Below are 25,101 nucleotides of genomic sequence, written 5' to 3'. Positions count from 1 at the left end.
GGTGAGTACTAAACGTTATTTTGTTTGGAGGAATGAAATGGGCAAAGAAAGAGTAGGTGGAGATAGCAGTAATCAAGGCCGGGGCTTGACGGGTCCATGGGAGGGGCTGGCGGCCGCATCGACTAATGATGGTGAGCAACAGTCTGATGAGATTGAAGCTCATGAGGATGCACAGGGTGATGAGGCGCAGAGAGAACAGGAGGTGGCTGCTCCGATGACATTTGATGATCTTCGCCGAACAGTTACTGCAATGAACGACGTATATCGGGAATACAACAACAAGAAAGGTAATACCAAGCCGGGTACTCAACGGCAACGTGAGGAAATTTTGGCTGACGAAGCAGAACAAATCAGACAAGCCAGGGATGAGTTTGACGAGCGGTGCAGGAGAATTAGAGAGGCAACATCTGTGCGGCTGCAGCAAATTAAGGAATCGACGGAGGATGCCCGGGCATATGCCCAGAAACTAGCCCTAATTAAAGAAGACAGTTCGAAACTCATGGGCGAGGTGATGGCGCCCCTCGTTGCAGCTGATAAGGCTAGTGATGAGACATTACGCCAATTTATTAGTGACTTTGACGAGCGGCAGGAGCGAGGCAAGCTGACGCCTGATGACATACAGTTATCGGATTTTGTGATAGCTATTGCCGAAAGGAATTCTCAACAGAGAAAAGATATTCTGCGGATCAATGCAGACCTTGAGTGTGAGGAGGCGACTCCCTGGGCAGCGAAATTAAGTGAGGCGTCTCCTGTAGCATATGCCACAAATGATTGTGAAGCTTTGTCGGGGAGTCGCCGGCGTGCTGCTCTACAGTTTCCGCCGGGTATTTTGGAGCAAGACAAGGGCATGATTGAGGGGTATATAAGAGGGACGTTGGGGCCGTATGTTCGTGGGGGCATTATCTCTCCTCGATATAGGGTACGTGTCGATGAAGGAAGCTATTACGACGGGGTATATATCAGGGAGGTGCGCATAGAATCAGATTGCGGCGGCTTTACCTTTCCAGAAAACACTACTGACCGGCTCAATAGTTAACCCCTCGCCCGTTTTCTGCTATACTAAAAGAAACGAATTTTCTGGAGGCATAGACACATGGCAGGACACAGTAAATGGGCGACGACGCACCGGCAGAAAGCGATTGTTGATGCGAAGCGTGGTGCGATTTTCACGAAGTTGGGTAACCAAATTGCAATCGCGGCGCGCGGCGGCACTGATCCGACATTAAATGCAAGTTTGGCAATGGCCATTGAAAAAGCCAAGGCTGCCAATATGCCAAGCGCTAATATCCAGCGGGCGATTGACCGCGTGGCTGACAAAAGCGCAGCAGCGCTGGAAGAAATTACCTATGAGGGCTATGGTCCGGGCGGCGTCGGCATCATCATCGAAACAGCAACTGACAATCGCAATCGTACTTTGCCAGAAGTGAAGACGGCACTAGTCAAAAACGGCGGGCGAATCGCTGACGCTGGCAGTGTGGCATTTCAATTCACCCGCAAGGGCGTAATCACCGTGGAGGGTACGGGCGAAGAATTGCTCCTGCAAGTGTTAGATGCTGGCGCTGAAGATGCGGTTGAGGAAGACGGTGAGATTATTGTTTACACGGAGCTGAAAGATTTGGCGAGTGTCAGGAATAAATTAGTAGAGCAGGGATTGAAAGTAAAAGACGCCGAGCTGCGCTACATCGCCAATACGCCGGTCGAGATTGCTGATACGGAAACCGCACAGAAATTGATGAAGGTGGTTGATGCACTGGATGACCTGGACGACGTGGTGAATGTGCACACCAATGCCGACATCACCGCGGAGTAATCTTCGCTCAGGCTATACATCGACTATGTATTGAGCGCCCCCGACGGCGCTCTTTTGCGTTTCGGAGGAATTTCTTTTACAATATAATCAGTCAACATAAGCCAAGCAGGGAGTTCACAATGAAGGTTTTGACCCGCCTACTACTTATGTCAACGATAATTGCGCTGGTGTTTCAGCCGGTGGTGGCGTTTGCAAGCGACTCCCCGCCAGAGGCTGCACCTCCTGCTGGTGGCTCGACATCGGTTGCGCCAACGGATACGCCCGCGCCGCGTCCAGCCAATCCAGTACCCAGCTCGGCAGCTCCGACCAAGCCACTAGCCCCAGTAGCGACCACGCCGGACACAGCTTCTGGCGGTACGTCTACGTCTACGCCCGCTCCGTCAACGCCGACCACGACTCCATCGACACCCGCACCGGCCAAGCCAACGCCTTCCGAACCTCCTGCACCACCAGCTGCGGCTCGTACATCGGCTAAACTCTTGATCACTAAAATTGGCCTCGATACAGCGCGCGGCGCGTACGTCGAACTCTACAATCCGTCGCCAGGGCCAGTCAATATCGCTGGCTGGACGCTGCAGTATGTTAACCAAAAGGGGCATGTGACAGTGCTTAAAACAATATCGACTGACCTAATGGTGCCGGCGGGCGGGGCGTTGGTGGTCGGTGATAGCCGGCTAACCGATGAGCAGGCTGACCTGCGGTTTGATAGCAAGAAAGTACTGGCAAAAACCGGCGGTTCTGTCAAATTGGTGATGAGTGATGGGCAGGTGTCGGATCTGGTTGGTTGGGGCGCGGCGTCAGAGCGCGAAGGCAGCCCGATCAATCTGGACGATAAGCTACACGCCTGGCGCTGCCAAATAAATGGCGTGGTGACTGATACGAATAATAACGCTAGCGATTTTTCGGTCGGCGAGGCGCCGCGCCTGCGTGAACTGCCGGCGTGTACTGAGCCTGATGAACCGCGTCCGCCAGTTGATCCGGCGCCACCGATCAATCGCTGCAGTGGCTTGAAATTACATGAGATCGCGACCAATGTCGACGCGCCGTTTATCGAGATTATTAACGCCGGGATCAGCGATCTCGACCTTACGGGCTGCACCATTCTCGTGAAAGGTCGAGGCAAGAATAAGGACACAACGCACACGTTCAGGAGTATTGAGCTGGCGGCCGGGGCACTGCATGTCATTCGGCTGGCAGAGACAAACCTCAAATTAACAAAAACTGGTGGCGGTGAAGTGTACGCGCTGGACGAGAGCGGCAATGAAATTGACCAGACGTCGTTTGCCGGTCTAGCCAAAGACTCGTCGTGGAGTTTATTTAACGGGGAATGGAAGCAAACGTTTGCGGTGACTGAAAATGCTGCCAATGTGTTTAAGGAATATGCGGACTGCCAGAATGGCTATGAGCGTAACGCACTGGGTAAATGTGTGAAGATTTCGGTGCCACCTGCTGTGCCTGATGTGTTAGCGCCGTGTCCAATTGGTCAATATCGGCATCCTGAAACGCGTCGCTGTCGGAAAATCGAAGCAGCAAAGACTGTAACGCCGTGTAAAGAAGGGTATTATCGCAGCGAGGCGACGGGTCGCTGTCGCTCAATCGCCTCAGCCGCCGCCAAAGTGTTAAAGCCATGTCCTGATGGTCAATTTCGTAACCCAGCAACTGGCCGCTGCAAGAAAATCGCTGCCGCCGATGACATCCTAAAAGATTGTCCAGAAGGATTTGAGCGCAATCCAAAGACCCGCCGCTGCCGCAAGGTCGCGCTGGCTACTGCACCGAAAACTGGCTTTGCGCCGGAGCAGGTCAAGCAGGTGACGGGTGCGATGTGGGGCTGGTGGGTGCTCGGCGGCGTCAGCCTGCTGGCGGTTGGCTATGCTGGCTGGCAGTGGCGCTGGGAAATCGGCCGAGCTGCTGCCTGGCTAAAACACGCCATCACGCGCGGCAAGCGATAATTTGGTGAGTAGCTCGTCGAGGTGGCCCTCGCATTAATTATTGTCACCGGCCGGGTGCTATAATAAACGCATGAGAATTATTGGCATTGATCCGGGGACTGGTATCTTGGGCTTTGGTGTGATTGACACGAAGCGGGGCGGCTACCGGCTGGTGACGGCTGGTGTGATCAAGACGCCAGCGCACACGCCACTGGACGAGCGGCTGGCGGAGATTTTTGATGGCCTGACGGAGATCATCGCTGAGACCAGACCTGAGGTGATGTCAATTGAAAAGTTGTTTTTTGCGCGTAATGTCACCACTGCTATTTCTGTGGCCCATGCTCGTGGCGTGGCCATGCTGACTGGACACAAGGCAGGCCTCGTGATCAGTGAATACACACCGCTACAGATCAAACAGACGCTGACTGGCTACGGCAAGGCTGACAAAAAGCAGATTCAGGAAATGGTGCGCCTCAACTTAGGCCTCAGCCAAGCACCAAAACCAGATGACTGCGCCGATGCGCTGGCGGCGGCCATCACCCACGCAGCGATGACGCGCCCCAGCGTGGTATAATTGATACATGGTGCAATTAGGCAAGGGAAAACGAGCTCCGATAAAGAAGCAGCCGCCGCACATGGGTCGGTATGCCAATCTCGGTCAAGTCAAGGCGAAATCCGGTAAATTACCGCGTCAACACAAACACTTTTTGTGGTTTTGGCGGCTGAGCCGGCCGAAAAAAATTATGGTGTGTCTGCTGCCGATTCTACTGTTTTTGATCATCGTGCCGATTGCCAGCTATCTTTACTATGCGCGCGACATCGCTGATCAGGAGCGGCTGATGAACCGCAACAATACCGGTATCGTGCTGACCGACGCCAAGGATAAGGTGATTTATAGCGTTGGCAATGCCGAGCGGCGGAACTTGGTGCAGCTTAACGATATCTCTGAGAATATGAAAAAGGCGCTGATCGCTAGCGAGGATAAGGATTTTTATAAGCACAGCGGCTTTAATATCTTCAGTATTTTCCGGGCAGCGATTACTCGGCATGGTGGTGGGTCGACCTTGACGCAACAGTTGGTTAAGAATAATTTACTCAGCAATGAACACAGCTTTATGCGCAAATACCAAGAGTTATTTATGGCCATCGCCATCGAGCAAAATTATAGCAAAGAGCAGATCTTGATGATGTACCTCAACTCGGTGTACTTTGGTGAAAACGCCTTTGGTATTGAGGAGGCGGCCAAGGTGTATTTCAATAAATCGCCGAAGGATTTGACACTGGCTGAGAGTAGCATGCTAGTTGGCGTGCTGCCGGCACCAAGTCGCTATTCGCCGATCAGCGGTAATGCCGAATACGCCAAGCAGCGCCAAAAGACGGTGCTCGGTCGAATGCAGACTGAAGGCTTTATCACCGAGGAGCAGAAGCGGCAGGCAGAAGCCACACAGCTGGCATATACTGGCGGCGGTGCGGCTCACACAAATTCCGAAGCACCGCATTTTGCCGAGATGGTCATCAAACAGCTCAGTGACAAATACGGTTACGAAAAAGTTATGCGCTCGGGCTACCGCGTCAAGACCTCGCTGAATCTCGACACCCAGCATCTCCTCCAAGAAAATATCGCCAAACAAATGAAGCAAATCAATCGCCTCGGTGGCACTAACGCCAGTGGTATCGTCATTGATCCAAAAACCGGCGAGGTGCGGGCACTGGTCGGCAGCGCTGATTACAATAATGCCGAGTGGGGTAAGGTCAACATGGTGACCACGCCGCGTCAGCCTGGCTCGAGCTTCAAGCCGCTGTATTATGCGCAGGCGATGGCTGACGGCATCATTACGCCGGCGACAGTTTTTGATGATAAATTAACCGACTTTAATGGCTACGTACCGTACAATGCCACCCGTCGCTGGAACGGCAAGGTGACGACGCGCAAGTCGCTCAGCTGGTCGCTGAACATACCGAGCGTTCTGATCATGCAAAAGTACGGCATCAATCGTTCCATCCAAGCCGCTAAGAAACTCGGCATTAGCACCCTTGATGAAAACAAAAATTACGGATTGTCACTGGCGCTTGGTTCGGCCGAGGTGCGCCTGAGCGAGATGACTAACGCCTACGCGGCCTTTGCCAATGGCGGTACGCAGTACGAATCGCTCAATCTTATCACCGAAGTCAAGGACAAATTCAACAAAAACGTTTCGTGGAAAGCAGCGAACACACGCCAAGCTATCAGCCAGAGCGGTGCCTATCTCATCTCTAGCATCCTGTCGGACAATGCCGCGCGGGCAGGGATGTTTGGTAGTAGCCTGACGGTGGGCGGTAAAACGGTCGCTGTCAAGACGGGTACCACCAATGATAACCGCGATGCCTGGACGATTGGCTATACGCCGCAATATGCTGTCGGCGTGTGGGTCGGCAATAACAACAATAAAGTCATGAACAGCGGTGGCTCGGATGTGGCAGCACCAATTTGGCGGGCGACAATGACCAAGCTGCTGGCGGGCGCGAAAACTGGTTTTGATGTGCCAAACGGCGTTGTCCAGCGGAGTGTGTGTAGTAGCAACGGTGGTCTGGCTGACGATTCCAGCCCCGGTGCTTACAAAGAATACTTCCTTTCAAACGCCCTCCCGACCGAGAAATGTGATCAGACCAAGCCAAAGATTGAGGTGTGTAACCTCGCCACCAAGCAAATGGAGTCAATTTTTGAAGATCAATTTGATGCCGCTAAATATTCCAAGAACGCTGCTGATTGTCGGCAAACGTCCACCACTAAGCAGATCACTGTCTGTGACCTAGCCACCAAGCGGCTCATCACCATCAGCGAAGACAAATTTGATGCGACGAAACATTCGCGAAAGACTGCGTCGTGTGGCAGTACCGGTGATGACGATCAAAATCCAGGTGGCGGTAATGGCAGTGGCGGTGGCAGCGGTGGCGGTTCGGGTGGTGGCAGTGGCGGCACCTCGCCCGGCCCAACCAATCCTCCGGGCGGCGGAGACAGACGACCGTGATCGCCCATCTCTCTGGTACGATCGCTGAAAAGTTTGGCGCGGGCAGCATCGTGATTGACGTTCACGGCGTCGGTTATGAAGTGAGCGTGTCGGCTGGTGATTTCGAGGCGGTGGCGCTCAGTCAAGACGCTAAGTTTTACACCTATCATCATGTGCGCGAGCAGGCGGAGGAGCTATTCGGTTTTTCGAGTCTGGCGGCAAAGAAGCTGTTTGAAATGCTCATCACGGTTCAGGGTGTCGGTCCGAAAGCAGCGTTGGCAATTCTCAGCCTCGGTGATGCAGAGCACGTACGCAATGCCATTGCCAACGCTGACAGTGCGTTTGTGCAAAAAGCTGCTGGTGTCGGCAAAAAAACCGCTGAGCGCGTGGTGGTTGATTTGAGCGATAAAGTTGGCCTACCGACGCAGTACGGCCGAGCGGCCGCGCCAGTCCAAACTGAATTGAATACTTCCGACGAAGCGTTAGAGGCGCTGATGGCGCTGGGCTACACCTTGGCTGACGCCACGAAGGCGCTGGAAAATATCGATGTCAATCTGCCGACGGCACAGCGGGTGACCGAGGCGCTGAAGAAGTGATCTTATCACTTAAACGCTGTCATACGCAGCACAGCCTGCTTATTGACAAGCCGTGCGGTAACGCTGATGCCTAGCATACTATCATTGTAGATATATTGCGGTTTTTCACCAAATAATTCATCTGATACTGTTGGCGAGTACGCCAACTCTTCAAATTTCGGTGCGTCTATCTCAATGAGGTTATCGTCCTGATCAACGGCAACAACATACGTTGTGAAGCCTGGGCTACCGTTGATGGCCGAATAATATAAGTGATCAACGCCAATGATAATATGGGTGACTGACTCGCAGCCACGAATGTGGCGGATTGGATGATCTTCTGGCACAGGAACGCGGATACCTTGAATATTGCGCGCCTCAGGAGACACTACGAGGTCAACGGGAGTCTCTCGCAATGTTGCTGGGTCAACGTCACGGATCGGGAATTTTTCACCGTCGAGCTTGTTTCTTTCGGGTCCATTATAGACGTGAGTACAACTTCCATGCGTAAGACACCAGCTGTTAATTTCGTAATGATAGCCCATGACACTTGTTTTCCCGGATGCTGGATCGATGCTGCCATTTGCTTGCATAGGGAATTGACCGTAACCATTTCGCAAATCATTGGTAATATCGTAATCTTCTGGTTTGATATTATGCCATTCCTCATCTTTTAGGTCTGGGTGTTCAATTCTCAACCTTCTTACGTGTGGCAGTCCAAACAAATGTCCGGCTTCGTGCATAATAACGCCAGAGTTGATGATATTCATATTGTCTGATCTTGTGACGATGTCTCGTGTGTGATATTGGGCGTAGGCGCCGAACTGATTGTTGTTGCATAAATGAGGTGGCAGGATAAAATAGCGAATCGCTGTACCGCCGAGGGAGGGGATTTTATTGGCTACTTCTCGTATCTTTTCGACAGGGGGGCAGGGCTTTTTTGTTTCTGGATCAATTGGCTGTTCATCCATTGGCATGGTTACTGCTTCATAAACGGTGCTCTTGGAGACGTCCATGGTGGTAGCTAGGATGTCTTCGGCTCTATCAAGTTCTGCTCTTGCGCGTTTGCTTACTTCGGCAACATGTTGTTCTGTTGTTGAGGAGTCGGTGATAATAACAGGTTGAATATCAGGCAGGCTAAATGGCCCCTGTGTCTCTAGCGGCTCAGCCGGCTGAACGGTTTCGGTTATTATTGCGGTTGCAGTTGCAGGTTGAGGTTTAGGGCTACGATGAGCTATATGGTTATAACCCACAAAACCCGTCACCCCTCCTATTATCCCGCCTAGTATTACACACGGAACTCTTACTCGTAATGGCAGTTCTTTCGGTTTATCACTAGTCGACATGCTGCTCTTTTCGCTCATAACGATAACAATTATAAAATATAATTTATAATTATGCAATAATATGGTACGGATTGTGGACAGACACTCCTCGCCAAGTGGTATAATTCATACTAGGAGGCATCATGAATACATGCGCGACAAAGAAAGAATGTGGAATCTGTCCGCTGCTCGTTGGTCAGACGGCGGCTGACGACAATGTCATATTGCAGACTGAACGTTGGGTGGCGGTGCTTGACAAGAATCAGTGCTATTTGGGTAAGTCATTTATCACTCTGCGCCAGCACAAGCAGACATTGTCGGAGCTGGATGAGGTAGATTGGACGGAGCTGCATCAGGTGATTCGTCAAATTGAGCAGGCAGTCAAAGCAGCGTTTGGCGCCGATGTGTGTAACTGGGAATGCCTGATGAATAATGCAGTGAAGGCTGGTCGGCCAACGCACGTGCACTGGCATTTGTATCCGCGCTATCTCGGTGGAACCACCTTTGCTGGTGAGGAATTTCCTGATCCAAAATGGCCGCGGCATTTAGAGGATGCAGTACACACGGTGAGCGACGAGATGTTTTGTGAAATTATGCAGGCGCTGCGTAGTCGGCTTACGAGAGATTAGTGCGCTCCGCTGTGGATGATATAATTAGTTTATGGCAATTCAAAGAATAGTCGATACTAGTCCGCACGATGACGCCGAGGAGCAGCGGATTGAAGTCAGTCTGCGCCCGCAGAGTTTTAGTGAGTATGTTGGTCAGGAGCGGTTGAAGCGTAATTTGTGCTTGGCAATTGAAGCGGCAAAGAAGCGTAGCGAGCCGCTGGATCATGTGCTGCTTTACGGTCCGCCAGGGCTGGGTAAGACGACGATGGCGACGGTGATCGCTAATGAGATGGGGACAAACTTACGCATCACTAGCGGCCCGGCCATTGAGAAAGCCGGCGACTTGGCGTCAATTTTGACCAATTTGGCAGACGGCGATATTTTGTTCATTGATGAGATTCATCGGCTCGGCCGGGCGGTGGAAGAGATTTTATATTCGGCGATGGAAGATTTCAAGCTGGATATCGTCATCGGCAAGGGCCCGGCAGCTCGGTCAATTCGGTTGGATCTGCCGCGGTTTACGGTGATTGGTGCGACGACGCGGACAGGCAGTCTGGCGGCGCCGCTGCGCGATCGGTTTGGACATATTTACCGCTTGGAATTTTACGAGCCAGAGGACATTGCTAAAATTGTGACGCGGAGTGCAGCCATCCTGGAATCGTCGATTCGGCATGAAGCGGCGAACTTGTTGTCAACACGAGCCCGCTTGACACCGCGCATCGCTAACCGCCTACTCAAGCGCGTACGCGACTACGCTGACGTCAACGGTGATGGGATAATTGATGTGAAAACGACAACGAGCGCCTTGGAAATGTTGGAAGTGGACGAGCTGGGATTGGACCCAGCCGACCGCAATTTACTACAGTCAATTCTGGAAAATTATGGTGATAATCCGGTGGGGCTGACGACCATTGCTGCGCTGACAGGTGACGAAGCGACGACGATTGAGGATTTTTATGAGCCGTATTTGCTACAAATTGGCTTTATTGAGCGTACGCCGCGTGGTCGGCGGGTGACGCCGAAGGCGAAAAAACACATCAATATGCTATAATAACAGATATGAAAAAGAGAGTTTTGGCGATACATACCCCTGATAGTGTTGGGGAAATGATGACAGTGGCTGGCTGGGTGCATTCCCGGCGCGATCACGGCGGGCTGATTTTTATTGACATGCGTGACCATACCGGCTTGGTACAGTTGGTGATTAATCCCGAGCAGGCGGAAGCGTTTCGTCTGGCGGAAAGCCTGCGTGATGAGTTTGTCGTTCGTGCTAGCGGCGTGGTGACGGAGCGTGGCGAAGGTTTGAAAAATCCAAATATTGCCAGTGGTAATGTGGAAATTGTGGTGGAAAATCTGGAAATTCTCAACCGAGCTGAAACCTTGCCGATCCAACCATTTGCCGAAGAAAACCAGGCGGGTGAGGATTTGCGTTTCAAATATCGCTATCTCGACTTGCGCCGGCCGAAGATGCAGGAGATGCTGAAAAAACGCGCTGAAATGTACCGCCGGATGCATCAGTATATGGACGACCGCGACTTCATCGAGATTCAGACGCCGATTTTGGCAAATTCCAGCCCCGAGGGCGCGCGTGATTTCCTCATTCCGAGCCGTTTGCAGGAAAATAAGTTTTACGCTTTGCCGCAAGCACCCCAGCAGTTCAAGCAGCTGCTGATGGTTGGCGGCGTGCCGCGGTATTACCAGCTGGCGGCGTGTTTCCGCGATGAAGATCCGCGAGCTGATCGACTGTACGGTGAGTTTTATCAGCTAGACCTGGAGATGAGCTTTGTTGAAGACGGTGAGGTGGTTCGCCGGGAAGTCGAGCCATTGATGCGGCAGCTAGCGACTGAGTTTGCTGGCAAAAAGTTGCTGGACTTGAGCGGTCTCGCGGTTGGTGACGGTAGTCCAATTCCGCGGATTTCTTACCGCGACGCCATGGAGACCTACGGCTCGGACAAGCCGGATTTGCGTTTTGGCATGGAACTGATTAAGCTGACCGACGTGTTCGCCAATACCGAGTTTGGCGTGTTCAAAAACGCTGAGTGCATCAAGGCGATTTGCGTGAAAAACGGCGCTAGTTTGAGCCGCAAGCAAATCGACCAGTTTACTGACATTGCCAAAAGTGAAGGGGCGGGCGGTTTGGCTTACATCAAGTACGTGACAATCAAAAATGCAGACGAGGCGCAGGGTTATACGATCCCGGTTGTTGGTAGTAACTTTTATGGCTATGATGCGATTTCGCCAGTGGCAAAATACTTGTCGGACGAAGAACATAGATTACTTATAGAGAAGATGAATCCTGAGGATGGTGATGTTATATTCTTCGGTGCCGACACTCGCCCAGTCGTTAACACTGTGCTTGGTCGCCTGCGAAACGAATTTGCTGCTCACTTCGACCTGAAAAAATCGGATGAGGTAGCCCTGGCTTGGATTATCGACTTTCCATTCTATGAATGGGACGACCATGACAAGAAACTTGATTTTGGTCATAACCCATTCGGTATGCCAAAGGGCGGACTAGAGGTGCTGGAATCGGCGACGACCGATGCCGAAAAACTGGCCATCGTGGCTGACCAATTCGACATGGTGATGAACGGCTACGAAATTTGCTCCGGTGGCGTGCGCAACCACAACCCGGCGGTGCTGTACAAAGTATTTGACCTACTTGGCTTTAGTGAAAGCTACGTCGAGGAAAAGTTTGGTGCTATGCTCAACGCCTTCAAATACGGTGCACCGCCGCACGCTGGCTGTGCCTTTGGCGTCGACCGCATCCTCATGGAGCTCATTAACGAAACGAACGTCCGCGAAACCTTGGCCTTTCCAAAGAACGGCTCGGGCGTTGACGTGATGATGGATTCGCCATCAACGGTTGATTCAGCGCAGATAAAGGAGTTGGGACTGTAGTAGCCTCCCAAAGTAGGTAGCAGATGCTCAATTATGGCAATGTAGCTAGGAATGGAGCTGTGTTATTTTGCTTTTTAATATCGCTTCTATTGCATCAAGCTCAGACTTTTTCTTTCGTACCATCGCAATCTTTTTATGCAATATATCAATAGCCGTATCGGGTGTAATCTGGCCGTCATTCCATTCCTTGATGTATTGCTTGATCTCCATCAGCGTAAAGCCTGCTGATTTAGCGAGGCGTATCTCCGTGAGGTACTCGAGTGCACTCTCGTCGTAGTCTGAATAACTGCGGCTTCCAGCAGGACGTTGTGTTACCGGTAAAATACCGAGTTTTGTATAGTAACGAATGGTATCAATAGAAACACCAGATTTTTTGGAAAGTTGATGAATTAGCATGGTAAAACCTCCCTCATTATTACCTATTGACTATAGAGTATACTCCATAGATTATACTACTATTATGAGTAGAAAAAAGTATAATTCAAATCATAAAGTAGTGTTAATTACTGGAGCATCCAGCGGTATCGGAAGAGCGACCGCCGAGCTGCTTTTGCAGAAAGGCCACATAGTGTACGGATTTGCTCGAAATAGTGAGGTGCTTCAAGAAATTAAAGGCCTTCGGCCAATACCAGGTGATATGAAAGATGAAAAATCACTTGAGGCTGCGGTAAAAAAGATTTGTGACGAGCAGGGAAGAATAGATGTACTTATCAATAATGCTGGCTATGGATTACTGGGGGCGGTAGAGGACGTTCCAATTGAACAGGCCCGCAGGCAGTTTGAGGTGAATGTATTTGGGTTGGCTAGGCTGACGCAGCTTGTGCTGCCTAGCATGAGAGAGGCGGGCTCGGGCTTGATTATTAATATGTCATCGGTTGGAGGCAGAGTGTATTTTCCGCTCGGTGCCTGGTATCATGCTTCAAAGCACGCTATCGAGGGGTTTTCCGATAGCTTGCGGCTAGAGCTGCAGGAATACAACATCAAGCTTGTGATAGTTGAGCCTGGCTTGATCGCTACAAATTTCTACAAATTAGCTGAAGAGCCGCTTACTCGTTATTCGTCAAATGGGGCCTATAGCGGCGTGGCAAAGGCAATATCGCACAACTTATCTCAGTCATATAGGACCATGTCACCGCCTAGCGTGGTCGCGTATACAGTAGCAACAGTTATTGAGAGTAAGCATCCACGACGTCGGTATCTTGTTGGTAAATTGGCGAGAGTTCTCTTCTACGCACGGCATCTCTTGGGCGATGGTGTCTTTGAGCAAATAGCTAAAAAACAGACGAGGTAAGTGAAGTTACTTGTCGGTCGGGGTCTAGGTTTGGTATAGTGACATTGATGTATGATCGACACGAAGTTAGTGTAAAAGTAGCGTTGTATAGTAGTGATGGCAAGCGTGCGCTAGTGATGTATTATCCGCACGATGATGGTTTTGGCCTGCCGGGCGGGCATATTGACGCTGGTGAAACGCCTGACGTGGCATTGAGGCGGGAATTGCGCGAGGAGCTGGGCGTTACAATTGATGCGACCCCAGCTGATTTTTATGTGCGCGATCCACAGGGCGGTACCGTAAGAGACCATAAAATTATTCTTGGCTACACGGCCACGGTTGACGGTAACATTGAACTACCGGACCGAGCGTGTGATGGCGGTGAGGAGCGACCAGTCTGGTTGACGCGGACAGAAGTTGAAGCTACCGACAAACTCGCGCCGGGTTATCGGGATTTTTTGTTGAAGTGGTGGCCCGATTGATGTGTGGTGTATAAATTTGACCATATTTTTATAGTATGATATAAAATTCACACGATGCACGAGAAATTACGTCGCGTTACTGCCGAAGAATTTTACGTGGCAATAAAACAAGCTATGGCTGGTGATAGCAGGGAGTGTTTTTTGTCTGATTACTCACAGGTTGATTACGAAACGATGGTGACGGTTCTTATGTATAATGATCAGGCTGGGTTTGCTCTTGAGGGGGATAATTTGGCAAATATCTTTAGCTCAAGACAAAACCCTGTGAAACAGTCGCTAGATATTATGATGCCGTCGGTGTTATCTTTTGGAGTGACAAAATTAGATTGTTTTGGTGAGGATTTATGTCGTAAATACGCTAAGTACGGGTTCGTGGCAGTTGCTGCAACACGGTTTCTTGATGAATATGCCCCTCGTAATTGGGATTACGGGAAATTTGGCAGGCCCGCCGTATACTTTATGGCGCAAGCGCAAAAACTACCAAAGGGATCTCTCAATAATGTAACAGATAGCGTACCGTATCTATCGTATGATGAGGCCTGGGCGTACCGGGAAAGATTACTCGGTGGCATCTGACACGCTATTGATTATAACTGAACGCCCAACCACGCCGCCAATACATCACCGGCAAAGTACGCCAGTCCAGCGGCGACCGCTCCGAGGAGGAGGGTGATAACTGCTTCTCGCCATGGTGATTGCTTGCCAACTTTACCCTTGGTGAAGCCAATTGCTAGGAACGTCACCGCCGTCAGTGCGGAGCTGACGTAAAACAGGGTGGTGCCTGGTACTTTTGAGACTGCAACGACGTCGACTAAATACGGCAATACCGGTACGCTACCGACTACAACGAAAGCTAGGAAGGTTATTGCACCAATGATCTTAGGGGATGCTCGCTTTTGGGTGTCGCGGGCTGATTCTTCGTGCTCGGCGCTGGCTGCCAGGTAAGCACTAGCGCCCATTGAAAAACCATCGGCGATCAAATTTGCAACCCCCAAGATAAGGATGATCGCGCTGGAAATCCCGGCGCCAGCCGAAGCTGCCACGACGGCAAAGGTCGTGACTGTGCCGTCCACCGCACCGTAGACAAATTCTGAAATGTATCGTCTAAAAAATATTTTCATAACCGTGCCATTATAGCACAATTAGGTGTTGTGAGTTTTATTCGCGTATACTAAAGCAATGACGACTGATGAATTCCAGGGACTGATCCACCAAAAGGGCCGCGAACTGTACCGGCCAATGCCATGGCGTGACCGGCCAACCCTGTACTATGTGCTGGTGAGTGAGCTGATGTTGCAGCAAACGCAAGTTGCTCGCGTCTTGGCGAAGTTTACAGAATTTACCACAGAGTTTCCAGACATTGAGTCGCTGGCAGCGGCCGAGCTGACCGAGGTGCTCCGCGCGTGGCAGGGGTTGGGCTATAACCGCCGTGCTCGGTACATTCACCAAACAGCGCGAGCTATCACTGGTGGTGCTCTGGCGGCCACCCTTCATGACCTTGTCCAGCTGCCGGGCATTGGCGTCAATACTGCTGGTGCTATCATGAACTATACTTACCAAGTACCAACGCCGTTCATTGAGACCAATATTCGCACCGTCTATCTCAATCATTTCTTTGCGGACCAGACGGCGGTAGCGGATCGTGACATACTGCCTATTGTCGAGCGGACGATGGACCAGGCAAATCCGCGTCAGTGGTTTTGGGCACTGATGGACTATGGTAGTGAGCTCAAATCTCAGGGAAAGGGTAAATTGTCCGCCAGTCGTCATTACACCAAGCAATCACAATTCACTGGCAGTCTCCGTCAGATGCGTGGCGAGATCTTGCGTCGATACGTTGACGGTCGGTCGCTGGCCGAAATCACCGCCGAGCTACAGGATGATCCGCGATTTGCGGCGGCACTAGATGGTCTGCGACGGGACGGCCTCATTGCTGCAAAGTGATAGAATAGAGCGCTAAGCTATTGACATTTCAAACTGCCTATGCTATCATAGCCACAGTCAATACGACAAACATAAACAGTAACAAAGGAAAGGTATGGAAGACATGCAAACAGTTATTATACTGATGACCGTAGTGATCATTATCCACTCGGTGACGATTATCGTCTTGTTCGGTGTAATAATTTCACTGCTGACGAAGCTTAAGCGCCTCGTCAACCAAGCCGAAGCGGCGGTGTCCAACATCGCTCAAGCAACTGAGTGGCTGTCTCCAGTAAAATTATTTACTGAAGTCGTGCAACTCTTTCGCAAAAAATAATCATCTGTTCCATATATCAATTTAATAGAAACAAACAAGGAGATATATATGAAAAAAGTATTAACAGTTCTCGGCGCCGCAGCGGCTGGTTTCGCGGCTGGTATTTTGACCGCACCAAAAAGTGGCAAGGAAACTCGTGCTGATATCAAGAAAAAAGCTGGCGAGCTGAAAACGGCTACCGTCAAGACCGCCAAAAAAGCCCAAGCTGCCGCCAAAGACAGCGCTGAAGCAGTCAAGGCTGGCGCTCAAAAAGTTGGCGATGTCGTTACTGGAACCGCTCGTACGGTCAAGGCCGATACCGAGAAGCATTTCAAGAAGTCGTAGTAGCAGTTTGACCTAAACGCAAAAACGCGAGATAATAAAAAAGATGAAATATCTTCGTAATCTCGCGTTTTTTGTGTGCGGCATTAGTCTGGCCGGCGTAATGATACGGTCGGGTATTGCTGTGGCGCAGACTGCGCCGAGTTCACCGCCGCTCCATCTGATCCGCAGTCAGTGCCAGTCCATTCGTTCAACATTGCAGCGGATTCAGCATAACGACGCCTTGCTGCGGGTTAACGCCGGCCAAGCATATAACACGATCTCGACTAATCTCATCGCCAAACTAAATAGCCGCTTGGCGCTAGCGCAGATTGATAGCTCGCGGATGGTGATGATCGCTCGCGACTACGAGGAAGCGCGCAAGGCGTTTGCTCAGCAGTACAATGAGTATGAGTCCAATTTGACGGCGTTGGTCAAGACAGATTGTACCGACAAACCGGGCGAATTTTACGCACAGCTGATCAAGACGCGCGACGCACGTCGACAGGTCAGTGAGTCGGTGACGACGATGAGTAAACTGGCGGCGGATTATCGCGTGGCGGTGGAACAGCTCAAGGTAAAGCTATCGAGCGGAGGCAGTCGTGGATAAGTTCAAGCGACTCGGTCGCCGGATGGTCAGGTTAATTATGCAGCATAAGTTACCGACGATGGTAATTAGCGTGATCGTGGTGTCGATCGTGCTCGTTGGTATCTCGATGCACTTATATTACTCGTCAGATGCTTTCCGAGTGGATTTGAGTCGGCCGGACTATGTACCGTATCGAGCGCAGATTGATAATTCCAATAATCATAATCGAGACATGTTTGAGGCGCAGGGTGAGGTGACGGGCAAAGTGCTGGATGATTTTCTGCAAAAATATAAGCAAGAAGAAAAGAAAGCCGATGGTGCGCGGGCGTTTGCTAGCGATGTGTTGAGCGATGATCAGCTGGGCGTCAGTGGTAGTGGCAATGGCGCGGGCGGTACGACGACACAGGGTCAAGACAGTTCGCCAGAGTGAGTTATGATTACTTTTTATGCGTTATCGCCGTTGGGATGACAGCTAGCTCGATCTCTTGTTTTTCAAATTCTTTGAGGAGTCGGCGGCGCATCTCTGAGGTAACCGCCCATTGATCTGATGGCTGGACCTTACCGGCAACGATCAATTCGACCGAGCGGCCGGTGATATCGCCGACGGAGACAAATTTTGGCGGTTCAATAATTTTCTTGTCCCAAGATTTTTCCTTGCTCAATTGCTGGCCGGTCTCGTTGATGATATCAGCGGCGCGGCTGATGTCGGTACTTGGATCAAGCTGCAAGGTAAAGCGCGACATGCTATACCCCATCGTTTTGTTGATGACATGCTGGATGGTGCCATTTGGTAAGTAGTGCACATTACCATCAGCATCGCGGAGCACGGTTGACCTGGTGCCGACGCGCTCGACAGTGCCGCTCGCACCCATGACATCAACGATATCGCCGACGCGATATTGATTTTCAGCGATGATAAAGATGCCGGCCAGAAAATCTTTGACAAGTGATTGTGCACCAAATCCGAGCGCTACGCCAATGATGCCGGCGCTGGCAAACAGTGGTGACAAGTCGAAGTAGAATAACTTACTGGCGACCATGGCGGCGATGTAGGCAATGATAGTGATGCGCCAAAAACTACGGATCAGCTGCGTCAGCGTATTTTCGCGCTTTTCGATATCTTTGCGGTGCCACGAGCGGTGCTTGGCAGTGGAATGGATCGCGTAACGGATCGCCCAGGTGATAAACATGCGGCCAAAATAATAAACGATAACCGCGCCAATGACGATACTGACTGTTTCAACCATCCGCTCGCTTACCAGCCAGCCTAGTCCATGCTCAGTCATCCATTCATCAAAGCGCGACGAATTTAACAGTTGTTTGATAAGCGTATCCGTCATGAGTTTAGTATAATGAAAAGTATGAGTTTTGTCGATCCAAATCAATTCGTTATCACTCGGCGGCGCAAGAAGTATAAATTTGCGCTATTTAACAATTCGCCGCTTTGTTTTGAGTATGATGAGTGGACGCCGCGGCCGATTGATGTACTGGAGGTCGGTGCGGGAACGGGACTGTTTAGTGTCGAGCTGGCGGCGCGCCGTCCCGAGCAGCGGCTTCTGGCGGTTGATGTCAAGGCCGATCGATTGCAAAAAGGGGCACGTGAGGCCGAGCGACGCGGCCTCACGAACATCTGGTTTGTGCGGGCACGAGCGGATCAGCTGGGTGAGTTATGTGAGGCTGGATCACTCAGTCAGTTGTGGGTTACTTTCCCCGATCCGTTTCCACGCCAGCGCTCCAGTGGTCGGCGTTTGACGCACCCACATTTTTTAACGCAGTACGCAAAGTTGCTTGATGAGGGCGGCGAGCTACTACTCAAGCACGATGATCACGACTTTTTCTGTTGGAGCTTGGAGCAGCTGGTGGTGGCTGGCTGGCAGCTTCGGGAGCTAACGTTTGATCTGCACGAATCGGAGCGACTTGATGAGGAGAGCGATGCCCGGATCATGACAACCTACGAGCAGCGGTGGGTTGGCGAGGGGAAGGCGATTGGGTTTGTGCGAGCAGTCGACCATCGGATTAATGAAAGCCAAAGTGAGCCCTCATCCCCTCAAGCATTGGTTGGTTGCTGTTGAGCACGATATGCTGGCTCGGCCTCACTCAATAAATAGAGTAGATTTTCCGAGGGGTTGCAAAATTGCGGGCGTTCGTTAAGGTCGCGCAGGATACGCCGACCAATACAGGTGGCGATTGGGGTTGGTATTTCGTAGACGAGGCTATTGTCAGTGATAATATCAGGTGATTTGGCGTAGATTCCCTCAACGATGATTACTTCTGCTGGGCTAAGTGTACCCGCTATATAGGGCTCCGCAGTTTGCCAATTCATGTGGCGATGGTATATCTCCTTATCATTAACGAGATTTTGTAGGTCGATGGCCATCGTTTCGGTGTCATATACAAACGGGTCATCCCAGTGCTGCCATTCCTGACGATCATTATAATAATAAAGATAGGTTGCCCCACGATGATAGTCATCAGTTGACATAGTAATTGAATTAATGTTGAGCTCATCCAGCCGCTTGCGGAGTTGTTTGACGATGGTTGATTTACCAGAGCCACTACGGCCAGCGATATGGATGATGCGCGGAGAGTTTGCGGTAGGGGTGAGAATATCAGAAACAATAGTATCAATGTCAAGCTCCGGCTGAATTGACAGCGCCTCCCGCCCCTCGTGTTGTCGTCGGAAGTCGTAGTGCGCCTGCCACTCACTGGTAGCCATTATTTCACCGGTCACTTCCATGAATATATTACCAAACTGGTCAGTAAATTGTTGCCATGATCCATTATCTTCTAATTCAGCTTGTACTAGGCCGTCGTTTTCGAAAAAATCAATAACGACACCGGGTAGCGGTTCGGCGCGTAGTTTGCGGATAATTGGTGTCTCGTCGTTACGGTAGTATTCATATAACTCGGGGCTAATCTCAGTCGTCACCTCTAGCCGACGCAGACCATCGCCACTCCGGAAGCCATTGTCTTTGAGGGTTGCTTCGTAATGTAGCTCGCCGGTATCACGCCTAAAGGTTGAGCGGAGGCGTAGACTAAATGGCTCGTCCGGGTGTGATAGATATAACTGTTCAATCGGCTCGGCTTCTTTGCGCAGATCGGTGAGTTTTTCCGGAAAGATAGCCATGAATTTACGCTCAGTCTCTACGGGCAATCTCCCTTCAAATTCGGGTGTGTGGATGAGTGATTCGATTGACATAAGCGTCGCTCCTTTAGTTGTGTTGATGACACTAGTGATTGTAGTGTAGAATTACTTGTATGAATAGCAAGTATAATTTGACTCAACTATGATTGACCAATTTATCCCCGAACATCATATTCAGAAGCATATTCTTGGTGTGTTGATGCATATGAAATATGCACGGTTTCGGGATATGCGGCCGCCAAAAGTCGATACCAATCTCTATACCTACCACTTAAATATATTGAAGAAGCGAGGATTCGTCATCAAGACGGATGATGGATACTGCCTCGGGCGGGAGGGGTTGTCGTACGTCGATAGAGTTAGTATTAAATCGCTCAAAGTTCGTACCCAACCAAAAATTATTACTATGATTGTTGTCCAAAATGCCAATGGTGATGTGCTGCTCCAGCGGCGCACCAAACAGCCGCATATCGATACCTGGACACTGCCGTACGGCAAGCTACATATTGATGATGAGTCGGTCTTGGCCGCCGCTCAGCGGGAGGCACGTGAGAAATTAGCGGTGGATAAGCTGCCGCTGACACACGCGGGTGATTGCTATATTCGTGTCCTTGTGGGGAAGGAAATATTATCATCAACGTTGGCGCACGTGTTTTATGGTGAGACTGATGAAGTCGTGGCGGGCAGAGAATTGGTGTGGGCCCGTCCGCATCGATTGGCGGATTATGACTTGGCGCCAGCGGTTGAGCAAATCGTAGCACGGACGTTCTTTCACGACCCGTTCTTTTTTGAGGAATTTGTGGCAGAATTAAATGAGGTAATTGAAAGGAGAAACTATGACAATTGATGAGTACGCCAAGAAAGCCATCGCGACACTGATTGGTACGCATGAGTATGGGGAGATTGATGCGCGACTAATGGCGCAAGTGCTTGGGCTGGTCGGCGAATCGGGCGAAGTGGCTGAAAAGTTCAAAAAGCTGGTTCGCGACAAGCAGGGAATACTGACAGACGATGACCGTACAGAAATTCTCAAAGAATTAGGCGACGTGTTGTGGTATGTTAATGCAGTGGCGCACCTGCTCGGTTCTAGCCTCGAGGAAGTTGCCCGGATGAACAACCAAAAGCTCGCCAGCCGCCAAGCCCGCCAGCAGCTGCACGGGCGGGGTGATAATCGCTGATCATAGCACGACGCCAAGGGACAGTAGTTTATCGGTTATTCCCATAATGATCGTTTGCTCAGTTTGCGCTTGTGTTGCTTGGCGCACTGCGAGGAGGGTATGCATGCCACAAGCCGCTGCTGCGTCGAGGTTATTTTGATGATTGTCAATAAACAGTACGTGCTCTGGATTATCAGATAGGTTTAATGCTGAGAGGGCAGATGTAAATGCACCCCGTTCAGGTTTGTGGTAACCAATCTGCCACGATAAAAGACATGGTCTAAAACCGTCATAGATACCTGCTTGCTGCAAGATAGCAGAGTGGCTCGGCATAGCATTGCTGAGGATACCGATCTGTAGTCCATGCGTCGTCAATGAACGTGCAAATGTGATGACATTTTGGAAGTATACTTGATGATCACGGAAGCCACGAGTTAGCCGATCGTATTGCTCTGGGGATGGATGATCACAACCTAGCTTTCGCAGAAATACGCTCTCGTCTATGAAACCGCTTTCGTAGTCGTGCAAAGCTTTTGGCCATTGTTGGTCGAAATGCTCGGGGTTATACAGGGCGTTTCTCAGGTCACTTTGGATGTCGTAGTCACTGACAAGTACACCACCAACATCAAAAAGGATTGCTGAAATTACTGAATCGTTCATGTCTGATATTGTAACATGTACTACTTTTTCTCTTTTTATTGAACTCCCATACGATATGCGCTATACTCAAGCATAAGGGTAATTATGCGCATTTCTGACAGTAGTATTGAGAAGATTTTGCGCCAGGGTGAGGTAATTTCTGAGTCACAGCTGGCCGAGTTAAAGATGGAGGCGGAACGTACGCACCATTCGTTACAGACGATTATCTTGGAGCACAAAATCCTGAGCGAGGTACAGCTCGGGCAAAAGATTGGCGCATACATCAATGTGCCGTTTGTAACCATTGAGCCAAAGGATATTCCTGACGATGTTCTTAAGCGTATCCCCGAGCACATCGCCCGTCAGTACAATGTCGTATTGTTTGCCGTCGATGATAATGGCGTCTTGAGTCTGGCGATGGAAGATCCGGATGATGTGCAGGCGCTGAATTTCATCCAGAAAGAGATTGGCTACAACATTAAGGTGTTCCTGGCGACAAAAAATAATATCCTTGATTGCCTGGAAAATTATCGCGGTAATATTACCGATGAGCTGGATGAGGTGGTGTCAATCCAGAGCGGCGCTGAGTCAGATTCACAAAACGTCTCTGAGGAGGAGATTTCTGAGAATTCGCCGATCGCCCAGACGGTTAATTTGCTGCTCGAGTATGCTATCAAGTCGGGTGCTTCCGACATTCACATTGAGCCGCGCGAGGATTTCGTCCAAGTTCGTTACCGAATCGACGGCGTGCTCAAGGAAGTGAATAAATTGCCGCGCAATGTCCAAGGTGCGCTGGTTAGCCGCATCAAGATCTTGTCAAACCTAAAAATTGATGAACGCCGCGTGCCGCAAGATGGTCGCTTCAAGATCAAGGTTTCTGGTAAGCAATACGCGCTGCGTGTGTCGACGCTGCCGATCGCTGATGGCGAGAAGATCGTCATGCGTATTTTGGACGAGTCCAACCAGGCGGTTGCCCTCGATAGCCTCGGCTATTGGGGGTTATCGCTGAGTACACTTAAAGACGCTATGGCGCAACCAAATGGTATGATCTTGGTGACCGGGCCAACTGGTTCGGGAAAGTCGACTAGCTTGTTTAGTGTGCTATCAGAACTTAATACGCCAGATGTGAATATCTCAACCATTGAAGACCCGGTTGAATACAAAATCCCCGGGGTCAACCAAACCCAGACTAACTCAAAAGCCGGCATGACCTTCGCCTCAGGACTGCGCGCACTGCTCCGTCAAGACCCGAACATCATCATGGTTGGTGAGATTCGCGACGGCGAGACCGCCAACCTCGGTGTGCAGGCAGCGCTGACTGGGCACTTGGTGTTTTCAACCCTCCACACCAACAACGCAGCGACCTGTCTGCCGCGTCTATTGGATATGGGAATTGAGCCGTTCCTGATCGCTTCGACGGTCAAGGCGGTGATCGGCCAGCGCTTGGTGCGGCGATTGTGTATGCATTGTCGTCAGCAATATGTGCCGGACGCCGGAGAGCTGGCCTACATCGTTCAGATGTTTAATCTCAAGCAGGGCTCGATGCAGCGACTGCATGCGCTGGAGCAGCAGGCGGCAGCTGACAAGATTGGCGGCAATACACCGCTCGGCTCGACTGACGTGACGATTCAATATTTATGGCGACCAAATCCCGAGGGCTGTGACGAGTGCGGCCATAATGGCTTCAAGGGGCGCGTCGGTATCTACGAGGTTCTCGGTATTTCGATTCCAATCCAAAAAATGATCACCGCCAATGCCACTAGTAATGAGATTCAGCAGCAGGCGATTACTGAAGGAATGGTGACAATGCAGACGGACGGTTTTGTCAAGTCGCTGCGTGGCGTGACAACGCTAGAGGAAGTTTTGAGAGCAACAAGGGAGCAATAAATGACAAAATTTAAATATATCGCAACTAAAAATAATAATCAGCCGATCAACGGCGAGCTAGAAGCCAGTAGCCGCGCCAGTGCCATTCAGCTCATTCAAACTCAGGGTATGAGGTTGGTCGACCTCAAGGAGGCTGGTGACGAGAAGAAAGGTTTTCGCTTTGGGGGTGGCAAGAAGTCAGTGCCGACCGAGGAGCTGGTTGGCTTTACCAGGCAGCTTAGCACCATGGTGTCTGCCGGTGTGCCAATTCTCAGGTCACTCAACTCAATGGCGCAGCACGCCGAGAGTCCACATTTTCGCGAGATTTTGAACGCGGTGTCCAAGGAGATTGAAGGCGGTGCCTCGTTCGCTGATGCACTGAGTAAGTACCCCGAGGCCTTCAGCGATGTGTATGTGAACATGGTGCGGGCTGGTGAAACGGGTGGTATTTTGGACGATATTTTGAAGCGGCTGGCTCTGCAGCAGGAAAAGAACTCATCAATGAAAAAGAAGATCAAGAGCGCCATGACCTATCCGATGGTGCTGATCGTCATCACTATCGGGGCGTTCTTTGGCTTGATGATTTTTGTGCTGCCGATGATTGGCAAGACGATTAAGGATCTGGCGGGTGAGGACGCAGAGCTGCCGGCGCTGACGCAGATACTGATGAGTATCAGCCAGTTTATGGTGAGTTTTTGGTATATTATTTTCCCGTTGCTATTTGGCGGTGTGTATGCGCTGCTTCGCTACATCAAGTCCCCAAAAGGTAAAGTCAAGTTCCATCATTTCGTCCTGAAAGCGCCGATCATCAGCAAGATTATTCGCAAGGTGGCGGTGGCGCGGTTTACCCGTACCTTCTCAGCGCTGATCGGTGCGGGCGTGTCGGTACTCGAGGCGCTGGAAGTAACAGCCCGGGCAGTTGGTAATACGGTATATCAAGATTCATTGCTTGATGCTGCCAAGCGCATTAAGAATGGCGAGGTTTTGTCGCGGATTATCAATGAGCGCGAAGATCTCTATCCACCAATCGTTGGCCAGATGCTGGCGGTCGGTGAGGAAACGGGGCAAACGGATAAGGTGCTGGTCAAGGTGGCGGATTTTTATGAGGAAGAAGTCGATGCGGCGATTAGCGGCTTGAGTTCGACGATTGAGCCGGTGATGATCGTCTTTATGGGTGGTATGGTCGGCTTGATCGCGGCGGCGGTGATGATGCCGATTACTGGATTAGCAAATCAAATTAAAGGATAGTTGGTTTTTCA

General features: G+C 50.7%; 28 protein-coding genes. 22 read left to right on the top strand and 6 right to left on the bottom strand.

Features of this window, described 5'->3' with window-relative positions:
* Nucleotides 1–37 precede the first annotated feature (37 nt).
* The 6 genes from GWK78_03755 to ruvA all read left to right on the top strand — a co-directional run bounded on the left by GWK78_03755 (nt 38) and on the right by ruvA (nt 7,321).
* On the top strand, nt 38–1,036 hold the full coding sequence (locus GWK78_03755) for a hypothetical protein (GenBank protein ID QHU94113.1): 999 nt from the start codon (nt 38–40) through the stop codon (nt 1,034–1,036).
* A 57-nt stretch (nt 1,037–1,093) separates the two neighbouring features.
* Nucleotides 1,094–1,810 carry a YebC/PmpR family DNA-binding transcriptional regulator gene (locus tag GWK78_03750; GenBank protein QHU94112.1) on the top strand — a complete coding sequence of 239 codons (717 nt, stop codon included), beginning with the start codon at nt 1,094–1,096 and terminating at the stop codon, nt 1,808–1,810.
* Nucleotides 1,811–1,929: 119 nt separating this feature from the next.
* A complete protein-coding gene (locus GWK78_03745) occupies nt 1,930–3,759 on the top strand; it encodes a hypothetical protein (protein QHU94111.1) in 1,830 nt (609 codons plus the stop codon).
* 70 nt (nt 3,760–3,829) lie between these two features.
* Nucleotides 3,830–4,312, top strand: a complete 483-nt coding sequence (gene ruvC, locus GWK78_03740; protein QHU94110.1) for a crossover junction endodeoxyribonuclease RuvC — start codon at nt 3,830–3,832, stop codon at nt 4,310–4,312.
* Between the two features lie 7 nt (nt 4,313–4,319).
* Nucleotides 4,320–6,746 (top strand): PBP1A family penicillin-binding protein, encoded by a 2,427-nt coding sequence (locus GWK78_03735; protein ID QHU94109.1) that lies wholly within the window; start codon nt 4,320–4,322, stop codon nt 6,744–6,746.
* A complete protein-coding gene (ruvA, locus tag GWK78_03730; GenBank protein ID QHU94108.1) occupies nt 6,743–7,321 on the top strand; it encodes a Holliday junction branch migration protein RuvA in 579 nt (192 codons plus the stop codon). The genes GWK78_03735 and ruvA overlap by 4 nt, the downstream gene beginning before the upstream one ends.
* Before the next feature lie 5 nt (nt 7,322–7,326).
* On the opposite strand, the gene GWK78_03725 is transcribed toward ruvA, so the two are convergent.
* On the bottom strand, nt 7,327–8,664 hold the full coding sequence (locus GWK78_03725; protein ID QHU94107.1) for a hypothetical protein: 1,338 nt from the start codon (nt 8,662–8,664) through the stop codon (nt 7,327–7,329).
* A 104-nt stretch (nt 8,665–8,768) separates the two neighbouring features.
* Between GWK78_03725 and GWK78_03720 the strand changes: the two genes are divergently transcribed.
* Genes GWK78_03720 through aspS form a run of 3 tightly spaced genes read left to right on the top strand, consistent with a single transcriptional unit; the run spans nt 8,769 to nt 12,134 of the window.
* Nucleotides 8,769–9,254 carry an HIT domain-containing protein gene (locus GWK78_03720; GenBank protein ID QHU94106.1) on the top strand — a complete coding sequence of 162 codons (486 nt, stop codon included), beginning with the start codon at nt 8,769–8,771 and terminating at the stop codon, nt 9,252–9,254.
* A 31-nt stretch (nt 9,255–9,285) separates the two neighbouring features.
* Nucleotides 9,286–10,284: a Holliday junction branch migration DNA helicase RuvB gene (gene ruvB, locus GWK78_03715; protein ID QHU94105.1), complete on the top strand. Its 999-nt coding sequence runs from the start codon at nt 9,286–9,288 to the stop codon at nt 10,282–10,284.
* An 8-nt stretch (nt 10,285–10,292) separates the two neighbouring features.
* The gene (aspS, locus tag GWK78_03710) at nt 10,293–12,134 is read left to right on the top strand and encodes an aspartate--tRNA ligase (protein QHU94104.1); all 1,842 of its coding nucleotides are present in this window, start codon (nt 10,293–10,295) and stop codon (nt 12,132–12,134) included.
* A gap of 45 nt (nt 12,135–12,179) precedes the next feature.
* Here the strand turns inward: aspS and GWK78_03705 are convergent, their stop codons facing one another.
* Nucleotides 12,180–12,530: a MerR family transcriptional regulator gene (locus GWK78_03705; GenBank protein QHU94103.1), complete on the bottom strand. Its 351-nt coding sequence runs from the start codon at nt 12,528–12,530 to the stop codon at nt 12,180–12,182.
* A gap of 64 nt (nt 12,531–12,594) precedes the next feature.
* Between GWK78_03705 and GWK78_03700 the strand changes: the two genes are divergently transcribed.
* Genes GWK78_03700 through GWK78_03690 form a run of 3 tightly spaced genes read left to right on the top strand, consistent with a single transcriptional unit; the run spans nt 12,595 to nt 14,462 of the window.
* Entirely contained in the window at nt 12,595–13,425 is an 831-nt protein-coding gene (locus GWK78_03700; protein QHU94102.1) for an SDR family NAD(P)-dependent oxidoreductase, read from the top strand.
* Nucleotides 13,426–13,472: 47 nt separating this feature from the next.
* Nucleotides 13,473–13,886 carry an NUDIX domain-containing protein gene (locus GWK78_03695; protein ID QHU94101.1) on the top strand — a complete coding sequence of 138 codons (414 nt, stop codon included), beginning with the start codon at nt 13,473–13,475 and terminating at the stop codon, nt 13,884–13,886.
* A 54-nt stretch (nt 13,887–13,940) separates the two neighbouring features.
* Nucleotides 13,941–14,462: a hypothetical protein gene (locus GWK78_03690; GenBank protein ID QHU94100.1), complete on the top strand. Its 522-nt coding sequence runs from the start codon at nt 13,941–13,943 to the stop codon at nt 14,460–14,462.
* Nucleotides 14,463–14,473: 11 nt separating this feature from the next.
* Here the strand turns inward: GWK78_03690 and GWK78_03685 are convergent, their stop codons facing one another.
* Nucleotides 14,474–15,007, bottom strand: a complete 534-nt coding sequence (locus GWK78_03685) for a hypothetical protein (protein QHU94099.1) — start codon at nt 15,005–15,007, stop codon at nt 14,474–14,476.
* Nucleotides 15,008–15,065: 58 nt separating this feature from the next.
* Here GWK78_03685 and GWK78_03680 point away from each other — a divergent pair, with 58 nt between their 5' ends.
* From GWK78_03680 to GWK78_03660, 5 genes are all read left to right on the top strand, one after another.
* Nucleotides 15,066–15,830: an A/G-specific adenine glycosylase gene (locus GWK78_03680; protein ID QHU94098.1), complete on the top strand. Its 765-nt coding sequence runs from the start codon at nt 15,066–15,068 to the stop codon at nt 15,828–15,830.
* A 94-nt stretch (nt 15,831–15,924) separates the two neighbouring features.
* A complete protein-coding gene (locus GWK78_03675) occupies nt 15,925–16,146 on the top strand; it encodes a hypothetical protein (protein QHU94097.1) in 222 nt (73 codons plus the stop codon).
* Nucleotides 16,147–16,194: 48 nt separating this feature from the next.
* Complete coding sequence (locus tag GWK78_03670) at nt 16,195–16,470, top strand: hypothetical protein (protein ID QHU94096.1); 276 nt, start codon at nt 16,195–16,197, stop codon at nt 16,468–16,470.
* Nucleotides 16,471–16,513: 43 nt separating this feature from the next.
* Complete coding sequence (locus GWK78_03665) at nt 16,514–17,056, top strand: hypothetical protein (GenBank protein ID QHU94095.1); 543 nt, start codon at nt 16,514–16,516, stop codon at nt 17,054–17,056.
* Complete coding sequence (locus GWK78_03660; GenBank protein QHU94094.1) at nt 17,049–17,465, top strand: hypothetical protein; 417 nt, start codon at nt 17,049–17,051, stop codon at nt 17,463–17,465. The genes GWK78_03665 and GWK78_03660 overlap by 8 nt, the downstream gene beginning before the upstream one ends.
* 7 nt (nt 17,466–17,472) lie before the next feature.
* On the opposite strand, the gene GWK78_03655 is transcribed toward GWK78_03660, so the two are convergent.
* Complete coding sequence (locus tag GWK78_03655; protein QHU94093.1) at nt 17,473–18,375, bottom strand: mechanosensitive ion channel; 903 nt, start codon at nt 18,373–18,375, stop codon at nt 17,473–17,475.
* A 21-nt stretch (nt 18,376–18,396) separates the two neighbouring features.
* Between GWK78_03655 and trmB the strand changes: the two genes are divergently transcribed.
* Nucleotides 18,397–19,107 (top strand): tRNA (guanosine(46)-N7)-methyltransferase TrmB, encoded by a 711-nt coding sequence (gene trmB / locus GWK78_03650; GenBank protein QHU94092.1) that lies wholly within the window; start codon nt 18,397–18,399, stop codon nt 19,105–19,107.
* Here trmB and GWK78_03645 read toward each other — a convergent pair.
* Complete coding sequence (locus GWK78_03645; GenBank protein QHU94091.1) at nt 19,083–20,234, bottom strand: hypothetical protein; 1,152 nt, start codon at nt 20,232–20,234, stop codon at nt 19,083–19,085. The genes trmB and GWK78_03645 overlap by 25 nt on opposite strands.
* 88 nt (nt 20,235–20,322) lie before the next feature.
* On the opposite strand from GWK78_03645, the gene GWK78_03640 reads away from it, so the two are divergent.
* Together GWK78_03640 and GWK78_03635 are read left to right on the top strand one after the other, a co-directional pair.
* On the top strand, nt 20,323–21,027 hold the full coding sequence (locus GWK78_03640) for an NUDIX domain-containing protein (GenBank protein QHU94090.1): 705 nt from the start codon (nt 20,323–20,325) through the stop codon (nt 21,025–21,027).
* Entirely contained in the window at nt 21,017–21,358 is a 342-nt protein-coding gene (locus tag GWK78_03635; protein ID QHU94089.1) for a hypothetical protein, read from the top strand. Before GWK78_03640 ends, GWK78_03635 begins: the two co-directional genes overlap by 11 nt.
* Here GWK78_03635 and GWK78_03630 read toward each other — a convergent pair whose 3' ends face one another.
* Nucleotides 21,359–21,997: an HAD-IA family hydrolase gene (locus GWK78_03630; protein ID QHU94088.1), complete on the bottom strand. Its 639-nt coding sequence runs from the start codon at nt 21,995–21,997 to the stop codon at nt 21,359–21,361.
* Between the two features lie 84 nt (nt 21,998–22,081).
* On the opposite strand from GWK78_03630, the gene GWK78_03625 reads away from it, so the two are divergent.
* Both GWK78_03625 and GWK78_03620 read left to right on the top strand, forming a co-directional pair.
* Nucleotides 22,082–23,863 (top strand): type II/IV secretion system protein, encoded by a 1,782-nt coding sequence (locus GWK78_03625; GenBank protein QHU94087.1) that lies wholly within the window; start codon nt 22,082–22,084, stop codon nt 23,861–23,863.
* Nucleotides 23,864–25,090 carry a type II secretion system F family protein gene (locus GWK78_03620; GenBank protein ID QHU94086.1) on the top strand — a complete coding sequence of 409 codons (1,227 nt, stop codon included), beginning with the start codon at nt 23,864–23,866 and terminating at the stop codon, nt 25,088–25,090.
* Nucleotides 25,091–25,101: the final 11 nt, after the last annotated feature.

This window comes from Candidatus Saccharibacteria bacterium oral taxon 488, assembly GCA_010202845.1.
Taxonomy (GTDB): Bacteria; Patescibacteriota; Saccharimonadia; order Saccharimonadales; family Saccharimonadaceae; genus Nanosynbacter.
Note: the sequence above shows the minus strand (reverse complement) of the source record. Positions and strands in the feature narration are given on the sequence as shown.